The following is a 19300-nucleotide window of genomic DNA, read 5'->3' on the forward strand; positions in this document are numbered from 1 at the left end:
CTTCTACTTTTTATTATACGCACATTACCGACGAAATCAAGCCCTTTTTCAAATAAATTTTTTTTGCCGATACCCATTTTGGTAGGAAATTGCTATAAATATATATATGAAATATCTTTGTATCCACGGACATTTTTATCAGCCTCCCCGCGAAAACGCTTGGTTGGAGGCCATTGAATTGCAAGACAGCGCTGCTCCGTATCACGATTGGAACCAACGCATTTGTGCGGAGTGCTACTCCCCTAATGCGCTGGCTCGGGTACTTAACGAGAAAAAAGAATTGACCGACCTGACCAGCAACTATGCCCGCATCAGTTTTAACTTCGGGCCGACGCTTTTATCGTGGATGGAAAAAACGGAGCCGGAGGTTTATCAGGCTGTTTTAGAGGCTGACAAACAAAGCCAAGAGCGTTTTTCCGGACACGGAAGTGCTATTGCCCAAGCATACAACCACATGATTTTGCCCCTGGCCAATGCACATGATAAAGAAACCCAAATCAAATGGGGTATTTACGATTTTAAGAAACGCTTTGGAAGAGAACCCGAGGCTTTGTGGCTGGCTGAAACGGCCTGTAATACCGAAACGCTTTGTGCATTGGCCGATGCCGGCATGAAGTATGTTATTTTGGCGCCCGGTCAATGTGCCCGTGTGCGCAAAATCGGCGAAAAAACCTGGCAGGAAGTCGGCGCGGGGGTGGACCCTAAGCGTGCGTATTTATGTAATTTACCCAACGGTAAAAAAATCGCACTTTTCTTTTACGACGGGCCGATTTCGCAAGGGATTGCTTTTTCGGATACTTTATCTTCCGGAGAGAAATTTGCTTCCCGCTTATTAAGTACTTACAACTCTTCTGCCGAAGCACAACTTATGCATATCGCCACTGACGGAGAAACTTACGGACATCACCAAAAGTTTGCCGAAATGGCGCTTGCTTACTGTTTGAAAAAAGTGGAAGAAAACCCCGAAGTGGAACTTACCGTGTATGGGGAGTTTTTGGAAAAACACCCGCCTACCTACGAAGCACAAATCGTGGAAAATTCTTCCTGGAGTTGTTTCCACGGAGTGGAACGCTGGCGTTCCGATTGCGGGTGCAATTCGGGTCGTCCGGGTTGGCACCAAAAATGGCGCGGGCCTTTGCGTGCCGCTTTGGACTTTGTGCGGGACGAACTGATTAAAACTTTTGAAACCAAAGGACGCGAATATTTCAAAGACCCTTGGGCTGCCCGTAACGATTATATTGAACTAATCTTGGATAGAAGCCTGGACGCGCAGCACCGCTTTTTCTTGCGCCATGCTACCGAGCAAGCGTGGGTAGATCGCCCGACGGCTTTAATGCTGTTGGAAATGCAACGCAATGCCATGTTGATGTACACCAGTTGCGGTTGGTTTTTTGATGAAATCAGCGGGATAGAAACCGTGCAGATTATGCAGTATGCCGCGCGTGCGTTGGAATTAAACCGCGTGGTAACGGGGAAAGACCACGAGCCGGCTTTTATCGAAAAATTGGCCGAAGCTCCCAGCAATATCAAGGAACTTAAGAACGGTGCCATTACTTACGAGCGTTATGTAAAGCCGCAGGTAACTCCTATCGAAAAAATTGCCTTGGAACATGTTGTTTCTTTGTTGGCAGACGAAACGGTCAATCCCAAAAAAGCATATGAGTGCGAGGTTCTTTCTTACGAGCCGCACAAATTTTCGGCTCCGGGTGCCCACTTGTGCTTTGGGGAAATAACCCTCAAATCTACCGTTACTTTATTGGAACGAAAAATGCAGTTTGCCGTTTTCCAAAGAGGTACGGCGGAAGCGGTTTGTGCCGCAGGGCCGGACGGTTCTTTGAATAAAGCGGAAGTGTTTGTTCAATTGGAAAAATTATTCCAAGAAACAAAATACGAGGAGTGTTCTTCTTATATTCGCAAAAAATTTGAAAAACATTATCCGTTGGTATCCATGTTCCGTGATGTTCGCCGAAAAGTATTGGACTTAACTTTGCGCAAAATGGACGAACAGACCGACCAAGCCTTCTCCAAACTTTTTGAAGAACAGTACCCTGTGGCTCGCGGATTACAGCAGTTGGGAGCCCCGGTTCCGGCGCCTTTTTTGCAGGTGGCGGAATTTGTGCTTTCGCTTGATTTGAAAGCGGCGATTCGTGCTTCGCAGGTAGATGTGAACGCCATCGAACAGTTAATGGAAGATGTCAAAACTTTGGGGTTAGATGTTTCCAAAGGTTCGGTAAACGATGCCGTAACGGAAAAACTGACTCTGTTGGCTTTTGCCTTTGCGCGTAATCCGGCCGATATGCAAACTTCCTTGAGACTGGTGGAGTTTTTGAATTATGCGGAAATTTTCGGGTTTAACCCGGATACGGTAAAAGCCCAACAGTTTGTATTCTTGGGAATGCAAACTTTGGGGAAAGAGACCAAGAAAAAGGATATTCTCCGTGCGTTGGCCCGCAAACTAAAGATCGCCCTTTAGTAACAAAACAAAACTATATTAAAAAGCCCCCGTTTACAGCGGGGGCTTTTCGGTTAGTTTAATTTTTTTCAGAGCTGCTACCTTGGCTTTGGCTCTCGGTTCGTCTTGTTGCGCGGCTAGTAAGTAATAGTGGAGGGCTTTCTTGTCATCTTTTTCCGTGCCGGTGCCGCGTTCATATAAATCGCCGGTAAAGGTTTGGGCCAGCGGACTTTTTTCATCAGCGGCTTTTTTCATAATTTCAAAGCCTTGTTCGGGGTTTTTTTCTGTCCCGATGCCGTCCAAATAACAGATAGCCAAATTGATGCGGGCTTCAAAATCGCCCTGTTCGGCGGCGGCCCGATACCACTTAAAGGCTTTTTCTTCGTTTTTTTCGCAACCTTCTCCCGCGTTGTGCAGTCCCGCTACTGCTACTTGGGCGCGGATATGTCCGCCGCGGGCGGCCGTATCAAACCAGTTAAAGGCTTGGAAGGGGTCTTGCGGTGTTTTTTTACCTTGATAATAGAGTAACCCCAACTTATATTGGGCTTCCGTATCTCCTGCGGCCGCCTTTTTAAGGAGAGTCTTTACCGGGTTGTACGTATATTTACGCAGGAAAAAAAGAGCCAGTGCCAAGACAAATAAAATAGCAACGGCAGTGCGCGTTTCAAGCATTTGCATTAGTAAAATTCCTCCTCGCGGGGTATGGAAGTTTTTTCTTGGGATAATTTTTTCCACTTGTCGGCGAATAATTTATTGGGTGCGGTGCCGATTCCGTTTTCATACAAAACAGCCAGATAGGCTTGTGCCTCTTTTACGCCGTTTTTGGCGGCTTGGCGCGTCCAACGGAAGGTTTGATAATCGCTTTTGGGCGTTCCGTAGGCTTGGGCATACCATTGGGCTACTTGCCATTGGGCGGTGCGCAGATTTTTTTGTGCCGCCAACAACATATATTGGAAGGCGAGGCCTTTGTTTTGTTCGGCTTCGTATAAACGGGCCAAGTGATATTGCGCCCGGCGGAAGTGCATATCCGCCGCTTGTTTGATAAGTTCTTTGGCTTGTTTCGGTTGGGTTTCTAGCAGAGCTAATCCTTTTTTCAAAGCCGCGGGGGCAACCCCGTTTCGGGCGGCATAATCCAGCAGGCGGGCGGCTTCTTGTTCGTTTTTTTCCGTTCCCAATCCTTGTTCGTACATAAGAGAGAGTTTGAAAGAGGCGTGAGGGTTGGCGTTATGCGCCAGTTGCTTAAAAAGCAGAAAGGCTTTCTGTTCGTTTTTCTTTACTCCGCGTCCGCTTAAAAGCATAGAGGCTTGAAAATAAAGGGCCCGTTCGCTGCCTTTTTTGGCGGCTTTCTTGAAGTATTTGTAGGCTTTTTTATAGTTTTGAGGAGTGCCTTTGCCCCGGTAGTGGTGCCAGGCCAAATCAAAAAGGGAGTGAATATCTCCGCCGCGGGCTTCGCGTCTTACCTGTTTGAAGGTATGGCGTTGCAGGCGGTACTCCTCTTGCCGGGCGGCTTTTTCGGCGGCCTCTTCTGCAGTAAATCCCCAAAGAGGAATTAGCAGAAAAAGAGCGGTTAAAAAGAATCTTTTTTTCATTTTGTTTTAACCAATTTTCGGTTTTCTAAGGTTAGCACTTCGTCTGCATAATCGGCGGCATGGGCATCGTGCGTAACCATAACAACGGTTAAATTTTTTTCGCGGCTCATGCGTGCGAAATCTTCAAATACTTGCAATTTGCGTGCCGCGTCCAAGTTTCCGGTGGGTTCGTCCGCCAGCAAAATGGGCGGTTCGTTGCGTAAGGCACGGGCAATGCTGGCGCGTTGTTTTTCTCCGCCGGAAAGATCGGCCGGGAGTTTGTGAATCATGTTTCCAAGGCCAAATTTTTCCAAGAGTTCTCGGGCTTTTTTGGGGTCGGGATTTCCGCGCATCAGTGCGGGCATATCCACATTTTCCAACAAAGAAAATTCCGGAAGCAATCCGTCAAACTGAAAAACAAATCCCATTTTCGCAAGGCGTAAAGCAGAACGGGCGGCTTCCGTTTTGAGCGCGGTAATTTCCTGCCCGTCCACCAGAATCTTGCCCGCAGTGGGGGCATCTAACAGGGCAATCAGGTTCAGTAATGTGCTTTTGCCCGAACCGCTAGGCCCCAATAAAACGGTAAATTTTCCGCGACGAAGCGTGAGGGAAACATCTTCCAATACGCAAAGATTTTCTCCGCCTTGATCGTAAACTTTTGTTAAGTGTTGTAATTCAATCATAAAATCATCCGTAACGAATAGCATCTGTCGGGTGGACGCGGGAGGCTTTGGCCGCCGGATAAAGCCCCGCGGCAAAACAAATAAGGTAACTTCCGCCCACTACAGCCACGATGTCCCACAACTGCATGCGTACGGGCACTTTGGTTAAATAATAGATGTCGCCCGGCAGTTCCACGATATTAAAACTGGCAATAATCCAGCACAACAGGCAAGCCAACAAAAGCCCCAATACAATGCCCAAGGTGGCAATCACCATGGCTTCCCACATAAAAACTTTGCGGATAAGTTTGGGGCTGGCCCCGATTGCGCGTAAAATGCCGATATCGCGCAACTTTTCGGTTCCCAATAAAATTAAATTTCCGGCAATATTAAGAGAGGCTACGCCGATAATGAGGAAAAGAATAATAAACATCATGGTTTTTTCCAATTTTAATGCGGCGTAAAGGGTGCTGTTCATTTGGGCAAAGGTGCGTACGGAGTAGCCATAACCAACGGCTTGCTGAATTTGTCGGGCGGCTTCGTCGGCTTTGTTGAGATTGTGCAACTTTACGGCTACGCCCGTAACCCCTTGTTTGAGGCCCAAAAAGTCGCTCGCGTGCGGTAACAGTGTGTAAGCAATGGTGTTGTCAAACTCGTAATATCCCGTTCGCAAAAGTCCGCTTATTCTAAATTTTTTCATTTTAGGGAACATACCTGCTGAGGTGGAAATGGACTGAGGGGAAATCATCACCACATCGTCACCGATGTCCATGCCCATATTGGCAGCCAGTTCCGTTCCCAGCACAAGCGGAGGGGGGGCATCTTCGGGCCAATTTTCGGGAGAGAAGGAACCTTCCGTTACGGAATCGGCTAAGGTGTTAATGTTTTTTTCCTGTTCGGGGTCTAGCCCGCGGATAATAACCCCCATGCTTTGCCCGGCATAGGTAAGAATAGCCTGTCCGTAAATATGCGGAGCGGCTGCCGATACCAAAGGGAGTTCCTCGATGTTCTTTATTTTTTCCGGGTAGGAGTTTTGGCTCATCTGCCCAAAAACAAGAATATGGCTTTGCGCCCCGATGATTTTATCTTTAATATCGGTTTGAAAACCGTTCATGACGGATAATGTTGTAATCAATGCAGCCACCCCTACGCTTACACCGGCTACGCCGATGAGGGTGGTAATGAAGGCAAAAAGGCCTTGGCGACGGGTTAGATACCGAACGGCCACAAATCGTTCAAATTTCATAAGAGTATTTTACCTTATTTGTCTATAGAGTGGGTTGTTTATCTATAGGGTGTTTATTTATGTTATACTTTTAAGAGTTCCGTTTGTGTGAGGTTTTATGAAAGGTTTTACATTGGTTGAGCTGTTGGTAGTGGTTTTAATCATCGGCATTTTGGCCGCTATGGCCATGCCTCACTATGAAAAATCTGTGTGGCAAAGCCGAAATGCTCAATTGAAAACGGCTGCCCGCACGATTGCAGACGCACAAAAAATGCACTATATGAAAACGGGAAGAATTCCTACCAGTTTTAATTCGCTAAGTGTCAGTATCCCGCTCAAAGTGAAAAAAACAAATGCCGGTACGGGCAGCAATGTGTGCCAAATATTAACTCCCAAAGGAGAAGGTATTTTGGAAGGGGATAATTTTATTGTAGTGTTAAATAACGGGAGCGAAACCAGCGGTTCCAGTATGGCCGTGTGGACGGAAGGGAAATATAAGTGCAACGGGTTTAGTTGGTCGGTAATAGGCGGAACTTTTAGATGTATGGAAGCTCGCAACAGAACCTCTACCATCAAAGAAGGGGACTTTTGCGAACAGTTGGAAACCGCTACTTATGTAAATACTTCCGCGGGTTGGGCGCGTTACGAACTTCCTTAAGTTTTTAGGTTATTAAGCCTATAGTTGAATTTGTTTGTTGAATTTGCTATACTAATATTGCGGGGTAGAGAAGCCTGGTATCTCGCAAGGCCCATAACCTTGAGATCACTGGTTCAAATCCAGTCCCCGCAATGTTTTGATTATTATACCGCCCGAAAGGGCGGTTTTTTTATGGGTTTTCTCGGGCGGTCTTTTTATGTACAATAAAATATATCAAAGAAAAAGAAGGAGTATAAGCATGAAAATTGCAGTTTTTGTAGGGGGAAATAAAGATTTTTCGGCCCAGCGTTTAGGGGTAAAATTAGCCGAAGAGTTACAATACTTCGGGGAAGATGTTTTGTTGGTAGCGGCAAAGGGCAAGGTTAAATTTTCCGCGTATGTATCTTTGAAGGAATATGCCGCCACGGCTAAGCCGAAAACGCTGGCTTCTTTTTTAACAAAAGAAAAAGTGGGACGCGTTATTTCTCTTATGGATTTGACGGGTTGCCAAGCCGCCTTGGAAGCCAACATCCCCTTTATGTACGGGGAAACGGAAGGGTTCAAAGAAGATAAAGCCGTTAAAAACAAAAAGGCAATTCTTAAACAGGCGCAACGGGTAATTGTCATTAAAAATACACCCGCCCCGCTAAACAAAAAAACCTATGCAGGCCTTTGCGTTCAAGAAGTGCAAAACCCGGCTGTATGGGTGGAACGCTATGATTATCAAAAACCCGCTTGTTTCAAGAAGGAAAACAATATCTTGGCGATTGGCAAACTAACCAAAGAAAGCGGTTTTGACACTTTGCTTAAAACTTGGGCTCGCTTGGCGCCTGCTCACCCTTCTTGGCATTTAACTTTAGTGGGGGACGGTACCTCCAAAACCGCGCTTACCAAGTTTATCAGTAAACATCACTTGCAGGACAGTACCGAAATAGTCTCCGCTTCCGGGGATACATACAGTTTATTACGCAACGCGGATATTTTTGCTTATCCGGCCCTGAATCCCGCGCGTATAGATGTTTTATTAGATGCCATGGCCAGCAAATTACCGTGTGTGGCGTGTGAATCTGCTTTAGTAAACGAGATGATTCTTAACGGGGTGAACGGTGTGATTGTCAATGCCGCGGAAGAAGAACCTTTTACGATTGCTTTAGATGATATGATGGTTAACTGGGGTAAACGCGTAGGAATTGCCGTGGAAGCCAGTAAACTCAAAGGGAAATTTCCGTTTTTGGCTTTTGTACAAGCGTTTAATTTTTAGTTATAGGGCGTAATTCCCGGGTACAAACCGGGAAATTCTACCACGAGAGGAAACAGCATGCGCATTACTTGCGTGATTGGTACATTAGGTGGTGGCGGTGCGGAACGCGTGATGACTTACCTGTGCGGCGGGTTAGCCGCCCGCGGGCATGAGGTTACGCTTCTTACCTTGGACGAATCTGTCCCGGATTTCTATTCCGTGCCCGAAAATGTAAAACGGGTGCGCGTTTCTTTGCCCACTTTCAAAAATGCGGGTTTTTGGGGAGGGTTCCCCCGTTTATGGAAATTAACCCGGTCGGTTCAACGCACCCGCCCCGAAGTGCTGATTAGCTTTATGACCATCAGCGTGTTGGCCTCTTGTTGGCTTCTTCGTATTCCCGCTATTTATGCCGACCATTTGGATATCCGCCATTTAGCCTATTCCCGCAAATGGAAAATTTTGCGTAACTGGTTATTGGGGCGCGCGAAAAAAGTAACCGTTCTTTCGGAGCGGGACCGCAAATTCATTTCTCTCTTTCACCCTTCTTGGAAACCGGCAGTTGTTTACAACCCGGCCCTGCCTTTAGCGGAAGAATCGTTCCCGCGGCCTGCCTTCATGCAGGAGAATAAAAAGTATGTAATTGCGGTAGGAAGGTTGGTTAAGCAGAAAGGTTTTGACCGTTTGTTGGAAGCCTGGCGCCGCGTGTGTGAAGATTTCCCCCAATGGCGTTTGTGCATTATCGGGGCCGGGGAAGAAGAAAGCGAACTGAAGGGTTTGGCCGAAACATTGGATATTCAGTATGCGGTAGATTTTGTTTCGCCCCAGTACAGTTTAACACCCGTTTACCGGCATGCCGATTTGTATGCCATGTCCTCGCGGGCCGAAGGGTTCCCTATGGTGCTTTTGGAGGCTATGGCGGCGGGGTTGCCGGCGGTCAGTTTTGATTGTACGGGCCCCAATGTAATTATTCGTGATGGAGAGGACGGTTTTTTGGTAAAACAAAATTATACCGAACGCTTAGCCGCCAAACTGGCGGAGTTGATGAAAGACGATGCGTTGCGGGAACGCTTTGGCAATAAAGCGCGGGAAGTAACCCAACGCTTTTCGCTGGAGACTTATTTAGATGCGTACGAGACTTTGTGCCGGGAGGCAATAAAATGAACTGGAATGATCCTCGCGTTCAGTTAAGTTTGAAAGACCTTCGCGAAATGCTGGATGCCCGCGGGCGTGATAGCCGTTTGGTTCGTGCCGCTTTCCGGTGGAGTCGTACAAAAAAGAAGTTTTTGGAACGCACCAAGCAATGGTTCTATGGCTTAAAAAGCCATGAGGATAAAAAAGGCGCTCCGATTCGCGTGTTGTTTTGGCTGGTGGGCGGTTTGGGGGATGCGGCTTGCGCGAAGCGTTTGGTAGCGGCATATCGGGAGATGTTGCCCATGGCCCGTTTTGATATTTATTCCGGTTTGCCCGGGGTAGCACAGGCTTTATTCGGGGCGGACTTGCACACGCATATCTTAAAGGACAATAAAATCTGTTGGGCCGATTACGATTTGGCCGCCCAGGTTTGTTTATCCATTAAATTTTTGCACGTGAACGAGGAACGCTTTTCCGCCTTGGCTCCTTCCTTTTTGCCGGTATTGGAACGCGCACAGCGGGCGCAAAAGTCGCTGGGGAGTTTGTTAGAAGATATTTTTCTGACGGAAAGTATTTTGGGCCGATGGTTATATGCCAACGGAGGGCAACGGTTTGATTTGCTTTCTTACACGGGGGGAACGGAGATTTCCGAAGAACCGAACGAACGCATCTATGTGCCTGCCGATGCCTTAAAACGCTGGGATTTGGCCGCCGGTACTTATGTTACTTTTCATGACGGAACAAGCGAAGCACAGCAAGTAGGGAATACCCGCCCCACTCGTGCGTGGCCTCGCGAACGTTGGCGGGAATTTTTGCGTTTATTTAAGAAAGATTTTCCCCATATTAAACTTGTGCAGTTGGGGGGAAGCAACAGTCCCGTTTATCCGGAAGCCGATGTAAATTTGGTGGGAAAAACCAATGTAACCGATTTGCCGGCTCTTATGTCGGGCGCCAAATTACATATCGATACGGAAAGCGGCCTGGTGCATTTGGCCCAGTATTTAGATGTGAAAAGCATTGTATTGTTCGGGCCGAGCAGCGTGCCTTTCTTCGGTTACGGTAAAAATCGTAACATTGCCGCCGGCCCTTGCGGCGGGTGTATGTGGACAACGACGGATTGGATGTTCAAATGCCCTCTCGGCAAAAAAGAATCTTCTTGTATGGAAAATGTTTCGGCACAAACCGTGCTGAAAGAAGTGGCCGAAGAATTGGCCCGCTAAAATAAGTTTTATTTGGAGCGGAGTTGGGAGAGAAAAATATTCCAATCTCCGCTTTTTTTTGCCCAAAAGAAAAGTCCCGCCAAAAAGAGAAGTCCTCCGCCAAGAAGTGAAAAAAACACGCTCTTTATCGGCACGAACCACGCCCAAATTGCCACCGGAAAAAGCGCAAGAATATTGATAGCCGCCACCCGCGAGGCTTCTTTTAGGGAAAGTACATACGCCACCCGCGGGAAATGACGCTTAAAGAAAAAGTAATTAACCAATAATCCCGCCACGCAACAAGTCAGTTGGGTGTACGGATAAGCGAAGGCTCCCCAAATATGCATGGTCAGCGGAACGGAAACAATAAACAACCCGATACAGAAAAGAGCATAGGGCAAACTTTCTTTTAATTTCCGTCCGGCCGCCACCAAATTGTTTTGCATGGAAACCAATACCAAAAACCACATAATTCCCATTAACGGTCGCAGAAAAGAGGCCGCATTGTGTACATCTAAAGTGCTGAATTGCCCGCGCTTAAAAAATAAAGTAATAATTTCCGTTGCATAAAAACAAGAGAAAAGGGCCAACGGAGTAAGTAAAAATAAAAGAAAATGCTGGGCGGATAGAAAATCGCGGTTTACTTTTTCCCATTTTTCTTCGGCGGCGCTTTCGGTCAGTTGTATTTTGGAAATATTTGCTACGCGGAAGGTGAGAATTTCGGTGGGGGAATCGGCCAGTTGCTTGGCATAGTTTAAGGCGCTGACAAGGCCCGCCGAAAAACCGCTTAATAAATAAAGCGGCAGCACGGTGCTGAGGATATTGGCCGTTTCGATTAACTGGTTACTGAGCAGATTTTTGGCAAAGACCTTTTGAAGGGAAACTTGTTGCGGTAAAAAATGCCAAGATAATTCTTTTTTTAGAAGAATCAAAAACACAAGCAGTTGGATAAAATTGGACGCCAAAAAACCGTACACCATACTGATAATGCCCCAATTCCTCCCGAAGGAAATTAAAAATAAAAGAGGCAACAACGCATTGAGGGGGGATAGTAAAGTGGTGGCAAAACGGCGGTGCATTTCAAGTACCGATATCAAAAAGTTTACCGGTAATTGAACTGCAAAAAGCAAAAAGCCCGCTTGAATAAGTCCTTTGTCCGCTGTTAACAGGTTTTCTTCAAAACGCGAAAACAAATCGGCAATCGGCAACGGAAAAAAGAACCCCGCCGCGGTGAGTAAAACGGCTCCCAGTACATACAAATAAAAAAACAGATTTAACAAACCTCTGCCGCTTTCGGGTGTTTTTGCGTTGAGGGCCATGGCTTCGGGAATAATGACGGCCTGGTTCAAGCGTTGGGAAAAAGTAACGCCAAATCCCATCAGCATCATCAAGTAAAAATAGACATCCGTGGAGGCTCCCGCGCCGAAGTACGCGGCAATCAAAAGAGCATTGGCAAACGAAATCAGTTTCCAAACCAAAGTGGCCCCTACCGCCAACGCGGCACCGAAACGATAAGAGGTGGGCTTAAAAAGATGAACCATATTTGATATTATAATAATTTAGGAGAATATATACTGTGACTACCCAATTTGAACCTGTTATCGGGTTGGAAATCCATGTCCAACTCGCCAGCAAAACCAAGTTGTTTTGCACTTGTCCCAACGGTGTGAGTGAAGATACAAAACCCAACACCGCGCTTTGTCCCGTCTGTGCGGGGCACCCCGGCACCTTGCCTGTTTTAACGGAAGGCGCTTTGGCCTTAGCGGTGCGTGCGGGGTTGAGCATGAATTGCGCCATCAATGCTCGCTCGTCTTTTTCGCGCAAACATTATTTCTATCCGGATTTGCCCAAAGGCTACCAAATTACCCAATACGACGAACCGATTAACGGTGCGGGCGAAATTGAAATCACCTACGGCCCCAAAGATAATTTGCAAAAAAAGAAAATCGGTATTCATCACGCGCACTTGGAAGAAGATGCCGCTAAATCTTCCCACTGTGCGGAGTATTCCCTGGTAGATTTTAACCGCGCGGGAAGCCCGTTGTTGGAAATTGTATCCATGCCGGATATGCGCTCTCCGGACGAAGCCTACGCTTATTTAACGGAAATTAAACGCCTGATGCGTTGGGTAGGGGCTTCCAACTGTGATATGGAAAAAGGGGAACTTCGTGTAGATGTGAACATTTCCTTGCGCCCTGCGGGAACGGAAAAATTCGGTACGCGTGCCGAAATTAAAAACTTAAACTCTTTCAAAGCCGTTAGAGATGCTCTTACTTACGAAATCAACCGCCAAACGGAAATTTTGAATGCAGGCGGCGAAGTGAAACAAGAAACCCTGCAATGGGATAAAGAAGAACTTGTCACTAAACCCATGCGCTCTAAAGAAGCAGCGTTAGATTATCGCTACTTCCCGGAACCGGATTTGCCTCCGGTGGTATTGTCTGCCGAGTGGTTGGAAGAAACCCGCGCACAAATGCCGGAACTTCCTGCCGCTAAAGAAGCGCGGTTTATGGCGGCGGGTTTATCGGCTTATGATGCCGGTGTGCTGACCAGTTCCCGCGAAATTTCCGATTACTTCGAACAAGTAACCGAAGACGGGAAAGTGTCCTTGAAAACGGCCTCCAACTGGATTCAAACCGATTTACTCGGTATGTTGCATGCCGAAAAGAAGGAAATAGAAGATTCTCCTATTCCGGCTAAGCGTTTGGCAGAACTGCTGGCTTTGGCGGAAAGCGGAAAGATTAACCGCAAACAAGCCCGCGAAGTTTTTGACGAAATCTGGAAAACGGGCGAATCTCCGGCCGCCGTGGTGGAAAAACGCGGCATGGTGCAAGTGAGCGACGAAGGCCAATTGGAAGAATGGGCCAAAGCCGCCATTGAAGCCAACCCCAAAGCCGTGGCCGATTATCAAAAAGGCAATAAAGCTGCTATCGGCGCCTTGGTGGGCGGAGTAATGAAGATGAGCAAAGGCAAAGCCAACCCGCGTATGATTAGCCAAATGCTCGCCAAATTGTTGGGGTAACCCCCAGCCGATTTTGTAAAAAGCCGGGTCTTTAGGGGCCCGGCTTTTCTAATACAAAACAAGCCTTGGAAAAAGGCAGAGCAAAGAGTAAATTTAAGTTAAGCATAAAAGAAGGCAGACCCGGGGGGAAATTTATTGACCGGGGGCTCTAAAGTCTGCTAATATTTATGTGTAGAAGTAAAAACCTAAAACGGAGAAACAAATGAAGAACTTACTGAAAGTAGTTTTAGTTTTGGCTTTGGCCGCCGGCTTGACCGCCTGCAAAAAGAACGTAAAAGATGACGCCAATGCCGATTTGACCGCCGCCACCGGTACCGAAATGGTACTTGAAGAAACCGAAGTGGTGGACGAAGTGCCTGCCCAAGAAGTTGCTTTGGGTGTGGTACATTTCAACTTGGATCAATATTCCTTGTCCGCTGATGCCCGCAAAATTGTGGAAGCCAACGCGCAAGCGATTAAATCCGCCGCTTCCGTTGCCAACTACAAAGTAACCGTAGAAGGTAACTGCGACGACAGAGGCACCACCTCTTACAACATCGCCTTAGGTCAAAAACGCGCCGATGAAGTGAAAGCCTACTATGTCCGCATGGGCATTCCGGCCGAAAACATCGCCACCGTTTCCTACGGCGAAGAAAAACCGGTCTGCTACGAAGGCAACCAAACTTGCTGGGCCAAAAACCGCAGAGCCGATACTTTGTTGAAAGTTAACTAATTCTTGTTTTGCAAGGAGCCCGAATCTCTATGAAAAATATTACTAAACTTATTTTAATGGGAGGTTCGGGCTTTTTGCTGTGTGGCTGCATTGCCAGCGAGCGCGATATGAGCACGCTGAAGTTACAACTGCGGGAACTCAACTCCACCATTGTACAAATGCAGTCCAACCAAGCGGAACTGGCAAGCAAAATGGAAGAATTAAACCGTAACTTGTCCGTTTCCAACGAAAACCTATCGCAGGTAGATGCGCAAATTTCCAGTTTGTCTGCTAAACTGGACGATTTAACCGCCAGCGTCAAACAACCTGCTCTTTCCGCTTCTTCCGCCGAATCCCAACCGGCTCGTGCGGCGGTGTTACCGTCGGACTTGTTTGCCGAAGCCAAAAGCCACTTTGATAAAGGGGCCTATGAACCGGCGGCCATGGGTTTCAAAATTTATATAACCAATTATCCGGAAAGCGAAAATGCCGAACAGGCCTATATGCTGATGGGTGATGCTTATACGGAGTTGGGGCAGTCCAAACCTGCCGCCATTGCGTATGCTACTATTTTGCAAAAATTCCCCAAAAGCAAAAGTATTCCTTCTGCCCGCTTAAAATACGCCCGCAGCATTGTGCCGTTGGGCAAGACCGACGAAGCCAAGAGTTACTTAAACTCCGTGGTGCAGGAATTCCCTTCCTCTCCCGAGGCCAAATTGGCCAAGGCTGAACTCGCCAATTTGAAATAATTACGCGCCCGTTTGCGCGCTACCGCACTTATGAAAAAATCGTTTTCTTTATTAGCCTTGGTGGCTGTGATGTTTATGTCCGTTTTGGCGTTTGCCGCGCCTAAAACCGATGTGTATATCGGCATTACTTCCGTGGGGGATAAACGCCTTCCCGCGATTGGTATGCCCGCTTTTAATTATAATGACGACAAAGCCCAAGCCGCCGCCGTGCAAGTGCGCGATGTAATGCGTGCGGACTTGTTGTTTGCCCGTTATTTTGATGTAACCGAAGACGGCCCTGCGTTTAATTCCAAAAAATTGACCGAAACCCTTACCGCCTGGGGCCGTGCGCGTGCCAGTTATCTGTTGGCGGGCGATATCAGTTACGCTGAACCGTACTACACCATTAAAATTTATGTGTACGATATTTCCACCCGCGCTCCGGTATTTGCCAAAGCCTTTAAGGGCACGCAAAGCAGTTTGCGCCGTTTGGCACACATCGCTTCGGATCAGATTGTCCAATCGCTTACCGGTAAACGCGGTATTGCGGATACCAAAATTGCTTTTTCCAACAATTCCACCCGCAATAAAGAAATTTATGTGGTGGACTATGACGGCGAAAACTTGCAAAAATTAACCAACGATAAAAGCATCGCCATTTTGCCCAGATGGTCTAAAGACGGGCGCATTTTCTACACTACTTACAAATACAGAAACCCGGATATTTTTGCCATTGATTTACGCAAAGGCAAAATCGCGCCGATTATTATTCGCGGCGGGTTATCGTTAATCGGCGGGGTATCCCCCGACGGGAAAGCCTTGGCGTTTACCAGCTCGGGCGGTTCCAACCCCAGCATTTATATTTATAATTTGGAAACCCACAAAAAAACCCGCATTACCAACAAAGCGTCCGTGGACGGTTCGCCGTCTTATTCGCCGGACGGAAAGTATATTACTTTTGTGTCTAACCGGGCGGGGAATCCGCAAATTTATGTTATGGAACTGGCCACCGGGGAAACCCGCCGCCTGACCAAAAATTTCAACTGGTCGGATAGCCCCCAATGGTCGCCCACCGGAGAGTGGATTGTATTTACGGGCCGCGAAGCACCGTACCACCCGATGGATATTTTCTTGGTAGATTTAACGGGTACGCAAATTCGCCGTTTAACTACGGACGCAGGCTCCAACGAAGACCCCTCTTGGTCTCCCGACGGGCGGTTTATCGTATTCACTACCACTCGCAACGGCCGCCGCCAACTGTATATGATGGATATGGACGGCAGTGCCCCTCACTTGTTGGCAGATTTGAAGGGAGATTCCTTCACACCGCACTGGAGTTTTTAGTAAGAATTTTTACCGATGAAAAAGGAACGGAATTATCCGTTCCTTTTTTATTTATTGTGTTGTTAAACCCGCCTTGTTACCCGGTTTGTAGAACGCGTCTCGGGGCGACTACTTTTTTTGTTTTTTGGGGGGCCGTAAAAAAGAGTGTTTCTCGCCCAAGGCTTGACCCGTTTTTTTTTTTTCTTACAATGTACCTAATCGGCAGACAGGAAGAATTAAAATGTTGTTTGCTCGCCGAAAACTTATTTATAAGAGGTTTTGTATGAAAAAGGGTTTTACTTTGATAGAACTTTTGGTCGTGGTGTTAATCATCGGTATCTTGTCGGCGGTAGCACTTCCGCAATATGAAAAAGCCGTTTGGAAAAGTAGAAATTCTCAACTAAAAACAGTGGTGCGAGCAATTGCGCAAGCCCAAAAGGTTTATTATATGGCAAACGGGGTTGTCTCTAATGATTTTTCTGCTTTAGATTTGGATCTTCCTCTTACCCCGGTTACTACTTCCGGAGGGACTGGGGGAAATGTGTGTCGATTAGCGACACAGGCCGGAGATTCTATCAGAAAGGGAGAGAATTTTATAGTTGTATTGAATAACGGGGGAGACTTTGAACAAGTTTCTGCGGTCTGGACAGAAGGGAAGTATAAATGTACCGGCTTTGCTTGGCGCTTGAGCGAGAGTGATCGAGATTTTATGAGATGTATGGAGGCTCGTCAAGGGACTTCTACAATTAAGGAAGGGGAATTTTGCAAACAGGTGGAGCAAGGAACTTATACCGAAACGACAGGGAGCTGGGCCAAATACAATCTTCCGTAAAATTCCTTTCATAAAAACCCCCGCTCTTTTGGGCGGGGGTTTTGATATGTTGGATAGTGGTTATTTGGACGGAAGGGCACATTTTTCTAGGGTTGTTATGCTTTCCATCACTTTTTTGCAGGAATCTTCCCCTGCCAACGGTTCGCAACAGGGCCACCCACTCCCTTCGGGCAATACTAAAGCAAAATCTTTATCGTTCAGCGGGGTGGCGCGAATACCGTCCTCATCAAAAGAAAAGCGGAACCCCCTTTCCTCAAAAGCGGGGCGCGTGTTGGGTAATTCTTCCTGTAATGTTACCAGGGTGGTAACGGCCCGGAGATTGTCGATTCTATCAAAAATTTCTTGATAAGTAGTATCGGACGAAGATTCCTCCAGGGCGTTTCCCTCTTGCATAATGGCCGTGGCAACGCCTAACCCCATCAGCACAAAGGGCATGATAAAGAAAAGTAATGCCGCCACGATGCCCAATCCCAAAAGCACCGGGTGGGTGGGAACTTCTTCCAACGGTTGCCCGGGCTGGTAGGTTTCGTCCACTACAAAGGTGGAACAAATAAAATCGTGCAGAGCTTGTTTTTTAGCCGTGGTGCCGGCCATCAAGAAGCCGATGTAAAGAATAGCACTGGAAATCCATTTACTGAAAGTACGGCCGGTGGCCCGCCAAAACGAGATGCGGCCCCCTTGGTGATCCACCACTTTTATTCCCATGCATTTCTTACCTAAGGTAGCCTGCCAGGAACTGCTTTCCAACCAAGCATTGTATAACCAAAAAAGAAGGAAGGAAAATACTTGAAGTAATAACACCCCTACATACATTTCCATCATGGTAGCAAAAGATTCCGGGTTACCGGCTGTAGTTTTGGTAGCCTCCAACGATAATATAGTGGAGGCAAATTTATGCATGATAATAGCAAAGCCGACTAGCATGGGGATAGATAAAACAACAGAGTCTATGATAAACGCAACGGTGCGTTTCCAAAAACCGGCATAGGGATAAATTTTAGACATATTTATTTTTCCTTTTATTAAGATGAAACTTCTTATTTTTATTATACTTTTTTCCAAGAAACAAAAAACCCGGTGCTTTGAGACACCGGGTTGAAACGGAACGGGCAGTGTTATCGGCAAGCAGGCAAGCCCGTTTGGGTGCAATCTTGCCCGGGCAGGGCTTGGCAACAAACTTGTTGGCTTCCTCTGGGAAGTAGCAGCATAAATTCTTCTCCTTCCATGGTTTCGAATACGGCGCGGTAACCGTTTGTCGTTCTGGAGTAAGTGGCTTCTTGCGCTTGAATCGGTTGGGGGAGGGGGGCCTGTTCGTTGGCTAACATTTGCAAACGGGTGGAAACCAGGGCCGCTTGCAACGAAGTGCTTTGCATTTGGAACACAAGCCCTAAAAAGAAAGAACCCAAAAGCACCAACGCACACAAAACGGAGAGAATCCACAACCAAACTAAATGGGAAGGAGTATCGGGCAGTTCATCGCCGGGTTGGAAGTCCTGATGCACTACATAGGTTTGGGCAATATAGTCGTGCAGGGCGCGTTTGCGGTTGGTAAGCCCCGCCATAATAAACCCGATGTAGAAAACGGCATAAGAAAGTGATTTGGCAAAGAAACGCCCCGTTGCATGGGCAAAAGAGATGCGGTTGCCGTCTTTGCCGACTACTTTAATACGCAAAAGGCGTTTGCCGTAGGTGGCTTGTTTTTTGCCGCTTTCCAAAAGGGAAAAATAGAGCCAAAAACAAACGGAAGTTAACAAAAGCCAAAAAGCATAAACGAGCATCACTAGCGCCGCTATGCCGGTCATTGCCGGGTCGTTTTCGCTCATTTGGCCCAGTGCTTCTATTTGTTTATACAAAAACGGCAAGCACAACAAAGCCGCCGGGATAGAGGCAATAATTGCATCTACCACAAACGCACATACGCGTTTCCAAAAACCGATGTAAGGATATTTATTCATTTTTTATTCCTCTGCGATAATTAAATGGTACATAAACTGCGCCAAAAGGCTTTTAGCGCGGTTTTTTGTAGCAACGGCGGCAACGGGCCTGGTAAGCGTCCGTAGTGCCTACTACAATGCGTTTTTTGTCTTTGCTGATGCGTTGGGTGAAACTGGCCGGATTGCCGCATTTGGTGCAGACAGCCAAGTTTTTGGTTACATATTCGGCTTTTGCCAAAAGGGCGGCGGTTACTTCAAAAGGTTCGGCGCGGTAATCGGTGTCCAAGCCGGCGGCAATAACGCGTTTGCCTTGTTTGGCCAGTTTATCGCACACTTCGATAATGCCTTTATCAAAAAAGTTGATTTCATCAATGGCTACCACTTGGGTATCTTTTTCGACAGCGGCCAAAATTTCGGAGGAATTTTTGACGCAGGTGGCGGCCACTTTGTTTTGGTTGTGGCTGGTGATGCTGTCGATGCCGTAGCGGGTATCGATTTTGGAGTTAAACAGTTGCACTTTTTGTTTGGCGATAAGTGCAATGCGTACGCGGCGGATGAGTTCTTCGGTTTTACCGGAAAACATACACCCGCAGATGACTTCTATCCAACCTTGTTTGTGGTATATTAACGGATTTGCCATGGTGTTTTCCTCTTTT

The 19300-nt window shown here is 47.1% G+C and carries 17 protein-coding genes, 1 tRNA gene and 1 pseudogene; 11 read left to right on the forward strand and 8 right to left on the reverse strand.

Annotated elements, in window-relative coordinates:
* Window positions 1-106: 106 nt before the first annotated feature.
* On the forward strand, window positions 107-2473 hold the full coding sequence (locus E7027_01735; GenBank protein MBE6420855.1) for a DUF3536 domain-containing protein: 2367 nt from the start codon (window positions 107-109) through the stop codon (window positions 2471-2473).
* Window positions 2474-2506: 33 nt separating this feature from the next.
* Here the strand turns inward: E7027_01735 and E7027_01740 are convergent, their stop codons facing one another.
* Genes E7027_01740 through E7027_01755 form a run of 4 tightly spaced genes read right to left on the reverse strand, consistent with a single transcriptional unit; the run spans window position 2507 to window position 5928 of the window.
* On the reverse strand, window positions 2507-3130 hold the full coding sequence (locus tag E7027_01740) for a sel1 repeat family protein (protein ID MBE6420856.1): 624 nt from the start codon (window positions 3128-3130) through the stop codon (window positions 2507-2509).
* Window positions 3130-4041: a sel1 repeat family protein gene (locus E7027_01745; protein ID MBE6420857.1), complete on the reverse strand. Its 912-nt coding sequence runs from the start codon at window positions 4039-4041 to the stop codon at window positions 3130-3132. Before E7027_01745 ends, E7027_01740 begins: the two co-directional genes overlap by 1 nt.
* Window positions 4038-4703, reverse strand: coding sequence for an ABC transporter ATP-binding protein (locus E7027_01750; GenBank protein MBE6420858.1), 666 nt, complete (start codon window positions 4701-4703; stop codon window positions 4038-4040). Before E7027_01750 ends, E7027_01745 begins: the two co-directional genes overlap by 4 nt.
* Window positions 4704-4707: 4 nt before the next feature.
* Window positions 4708-5928: an FtsX-like permease family protein gene (locus tag E7027_01755; GenBank protein ID MBE6420859.1), complete on the reverse strand. Its 1221-nt coding sequence runs from the start codon at window positions 5926-5928 to the stop codon at window positions 4708-4710.
* A gap of 97 nt (window positions 5929-6025) precedes the next feature.
* Here E7027_01755 and E7027_01760 point away from each other — a divergent pair, with 97 nt between their 5' ends.
* The 5 genes from E7027_01760 (at window position 6026) to E7027_01780 (ending at window position 10135) form a co-directional block, all read left to right on the forward strand.
* Window positions 6026-6565 (forward strand): prepilin-type N-terminal cleavage/methylation domain-containing protein, encoded by a 540-nt coding sequence (locus E7027_01760; protein ID MBE6420860.1) that lies wholly within the window; start codon window positions 6026-6028, stop codon window positions 6563-6565.
* 58 nt (window positions 6566-6623) lie between these two features.
* Window positions 6624-6697, forward strand: a tRNA-Met gene (locus E7027_01765).
* Between the two features lie 64 nt (window positions 6698-6761).
* On the forward strand, window positions 6762-7805 hold the full coding sequence (locus tag E7027_01770; protein MBE6420861.1) for a glycosyltransferase family 4 protein: 1044 nt from the start codon (window positions 6762-6764) through the stop codon (window positions 7803-7805).
* A gap of 57 nt (window positions 7806-7862) precedes the next feature.
* Window positions 7863-8945, forward strand: coding sequence for a glycosyltransferase family 4 protein (locus E7027_01775; protein ID MBE6420862.1), 1083 nt, complete (start codon window positions 7863-7865; stop codon window positions 8943-8945).
* Window positions 8942-10135, forward strand: a complete 1194-nt coding sequence (locus tag E7027_01780) for a glycosyltransferase family 9 protein (GenBank protein MBE6420863.1) — start codon at window positions 8942-8944, stop codon at window positions 10133-10135. Before E7027_01775 ends, E7027_01780 begins: the two co-directional genes overlap by 4 nt.
* 8 nt (window positions 10136-10143) lie before the next feature.
* On the opposite strand, the gene E7027_01785 is transcribed toward E7027_01780, so the two are convergent.
* Window positions 10144-11655: a hypothetical protein gene (locus E7027_01785; protein ID MBE6420864.1), complete on the reverse strand. Its 1512-nt coding sequence runs from the start codon at window positions 11653-11655 to the stop codon at window positions 10144-10146.
* Between the two features lie 26 nt (window positions 11656-11681).
* On the opposite strand from E7027_01785, the gene gatB reads away from it, so the two are divergent.
* The 5 genes and pseudogenes from gatB to E7027_01810 all read left to right on the forward strand — a co-directional run bounded on the left by gatB (window position 11682) and on the right by E7027_01810 (window position 16278).
* A complete protein-coding gene (gene gatB / locus E7027_01790; GenBank protein MBE6420865.1) occupies window positions 11682-13136 on the forward strand; it encodes an Asp-tRNA(Asn)/Glu-tRNA(Gln) amidotransferase subunit GatB in 1455 nt (484 codons plus the stop codon).
* A gap of 202 nt (window positions 13137-13338) precedes the next feature.
* Window positions 13339-13848, forward strand: coding sequence for a peptidoglycan-associated lipoprotein (locus tag E7027_01795; GenBank protein ID MBE6420866.1), 510 nt, complete (start codon window positions 13339-13341; stop codon window positions 13846-13848).
* A 29-nt stretch (window positions 13849-13877) separates the two neighbouring features.
* The gene (locus tag E7027_01800) at window positions 13878-14576 is read left to right on the forward strand and encodes a tetratricopeptide repeat protein (GenBank protein ID MBE6420867.1); all 699 of its coding nucleotides are present in this window, start codon (window positions 13878-13880) and stop codon (window positions 14574-14576) included.
* A gap of 30 nt (window positions 14577-14606) precedes the next feature.
* The gene (gene tolB / locus E7027_01805; GenBank protein ID MBE6420868.1) at window positions 14607-15899 is read left to right on the forward strand and encodes a Tol-Pal system beta propeller repeat protein TolB; all 1293 of its coding nucleotides are present in this window, start codon (window positions 14607-14609) and stop codon (window positions 15897-15899) included.
* Between the two features lie 262 nt (window positions 15900-16161).
* A pseudogene (locus E7027_01810) lies at window positions 16162-16278 on the forward strand (prepilin-type N-terminal cleavage/methylation domain-containing protein).
* Window positions 16279-16770: 492 nt separating this feature from the next.
* Here E7027_01810 and E7027_01815 read toward each other — a convergent pair.
* The 3 genes from E7027_01815 to E7027_01825 form a co-directional block, all read right to left on the reverse strand.
* On the reverse strand, window positions 16771-17715 hold the full coding sequence (locus E7027_01815) for an RDD family protein (GenBank protein MBE6420869.1): 945 nt from the start codon (window positions 17713-17715) through the stop codon (window positions 16771-16773).
* A 110-nt stretch (window positions 17716-17825) separates the two neighbouring features.
* The gene (locus E7027_01820) at window positions 17826-18665 is read right to left on the reverse strand and encodes an RDD family protein (GenBank protein ID MBE6420870.1); all 840 of its coding nucleotides are present in this window, start codon (window positions 18663-18665) and stop codon (window positions 17826-17828) included.
* A 52-nt stretch (window positions 18666-18717) separates the two neighbouring features.
* Window positions 18718-19284 carry a thymidine kinase gene (locus E7027_01825; GenBank protein ID MBE6420871.1) on the reverse strand — a complete coding sequence of 189 codons (567 nt, stop codon included), beginning with the start codon at window positions 19282-19284 and terminating at the stop codon, window positions 18718-18720.
* Window positions 19285-19300 lie beyond the last annotated feature (16 nt).

It is taken from the genome of Elusimicrobium sp., from assembly GCA_015062115.1.
In the GTDB taxonomy this organism is placed as follows: Bacteria; Elusimicrobiota; Elusimicrobia; order Elusimicrobiales; family Elusimicrobiaceae; genus Avelusimicrobium.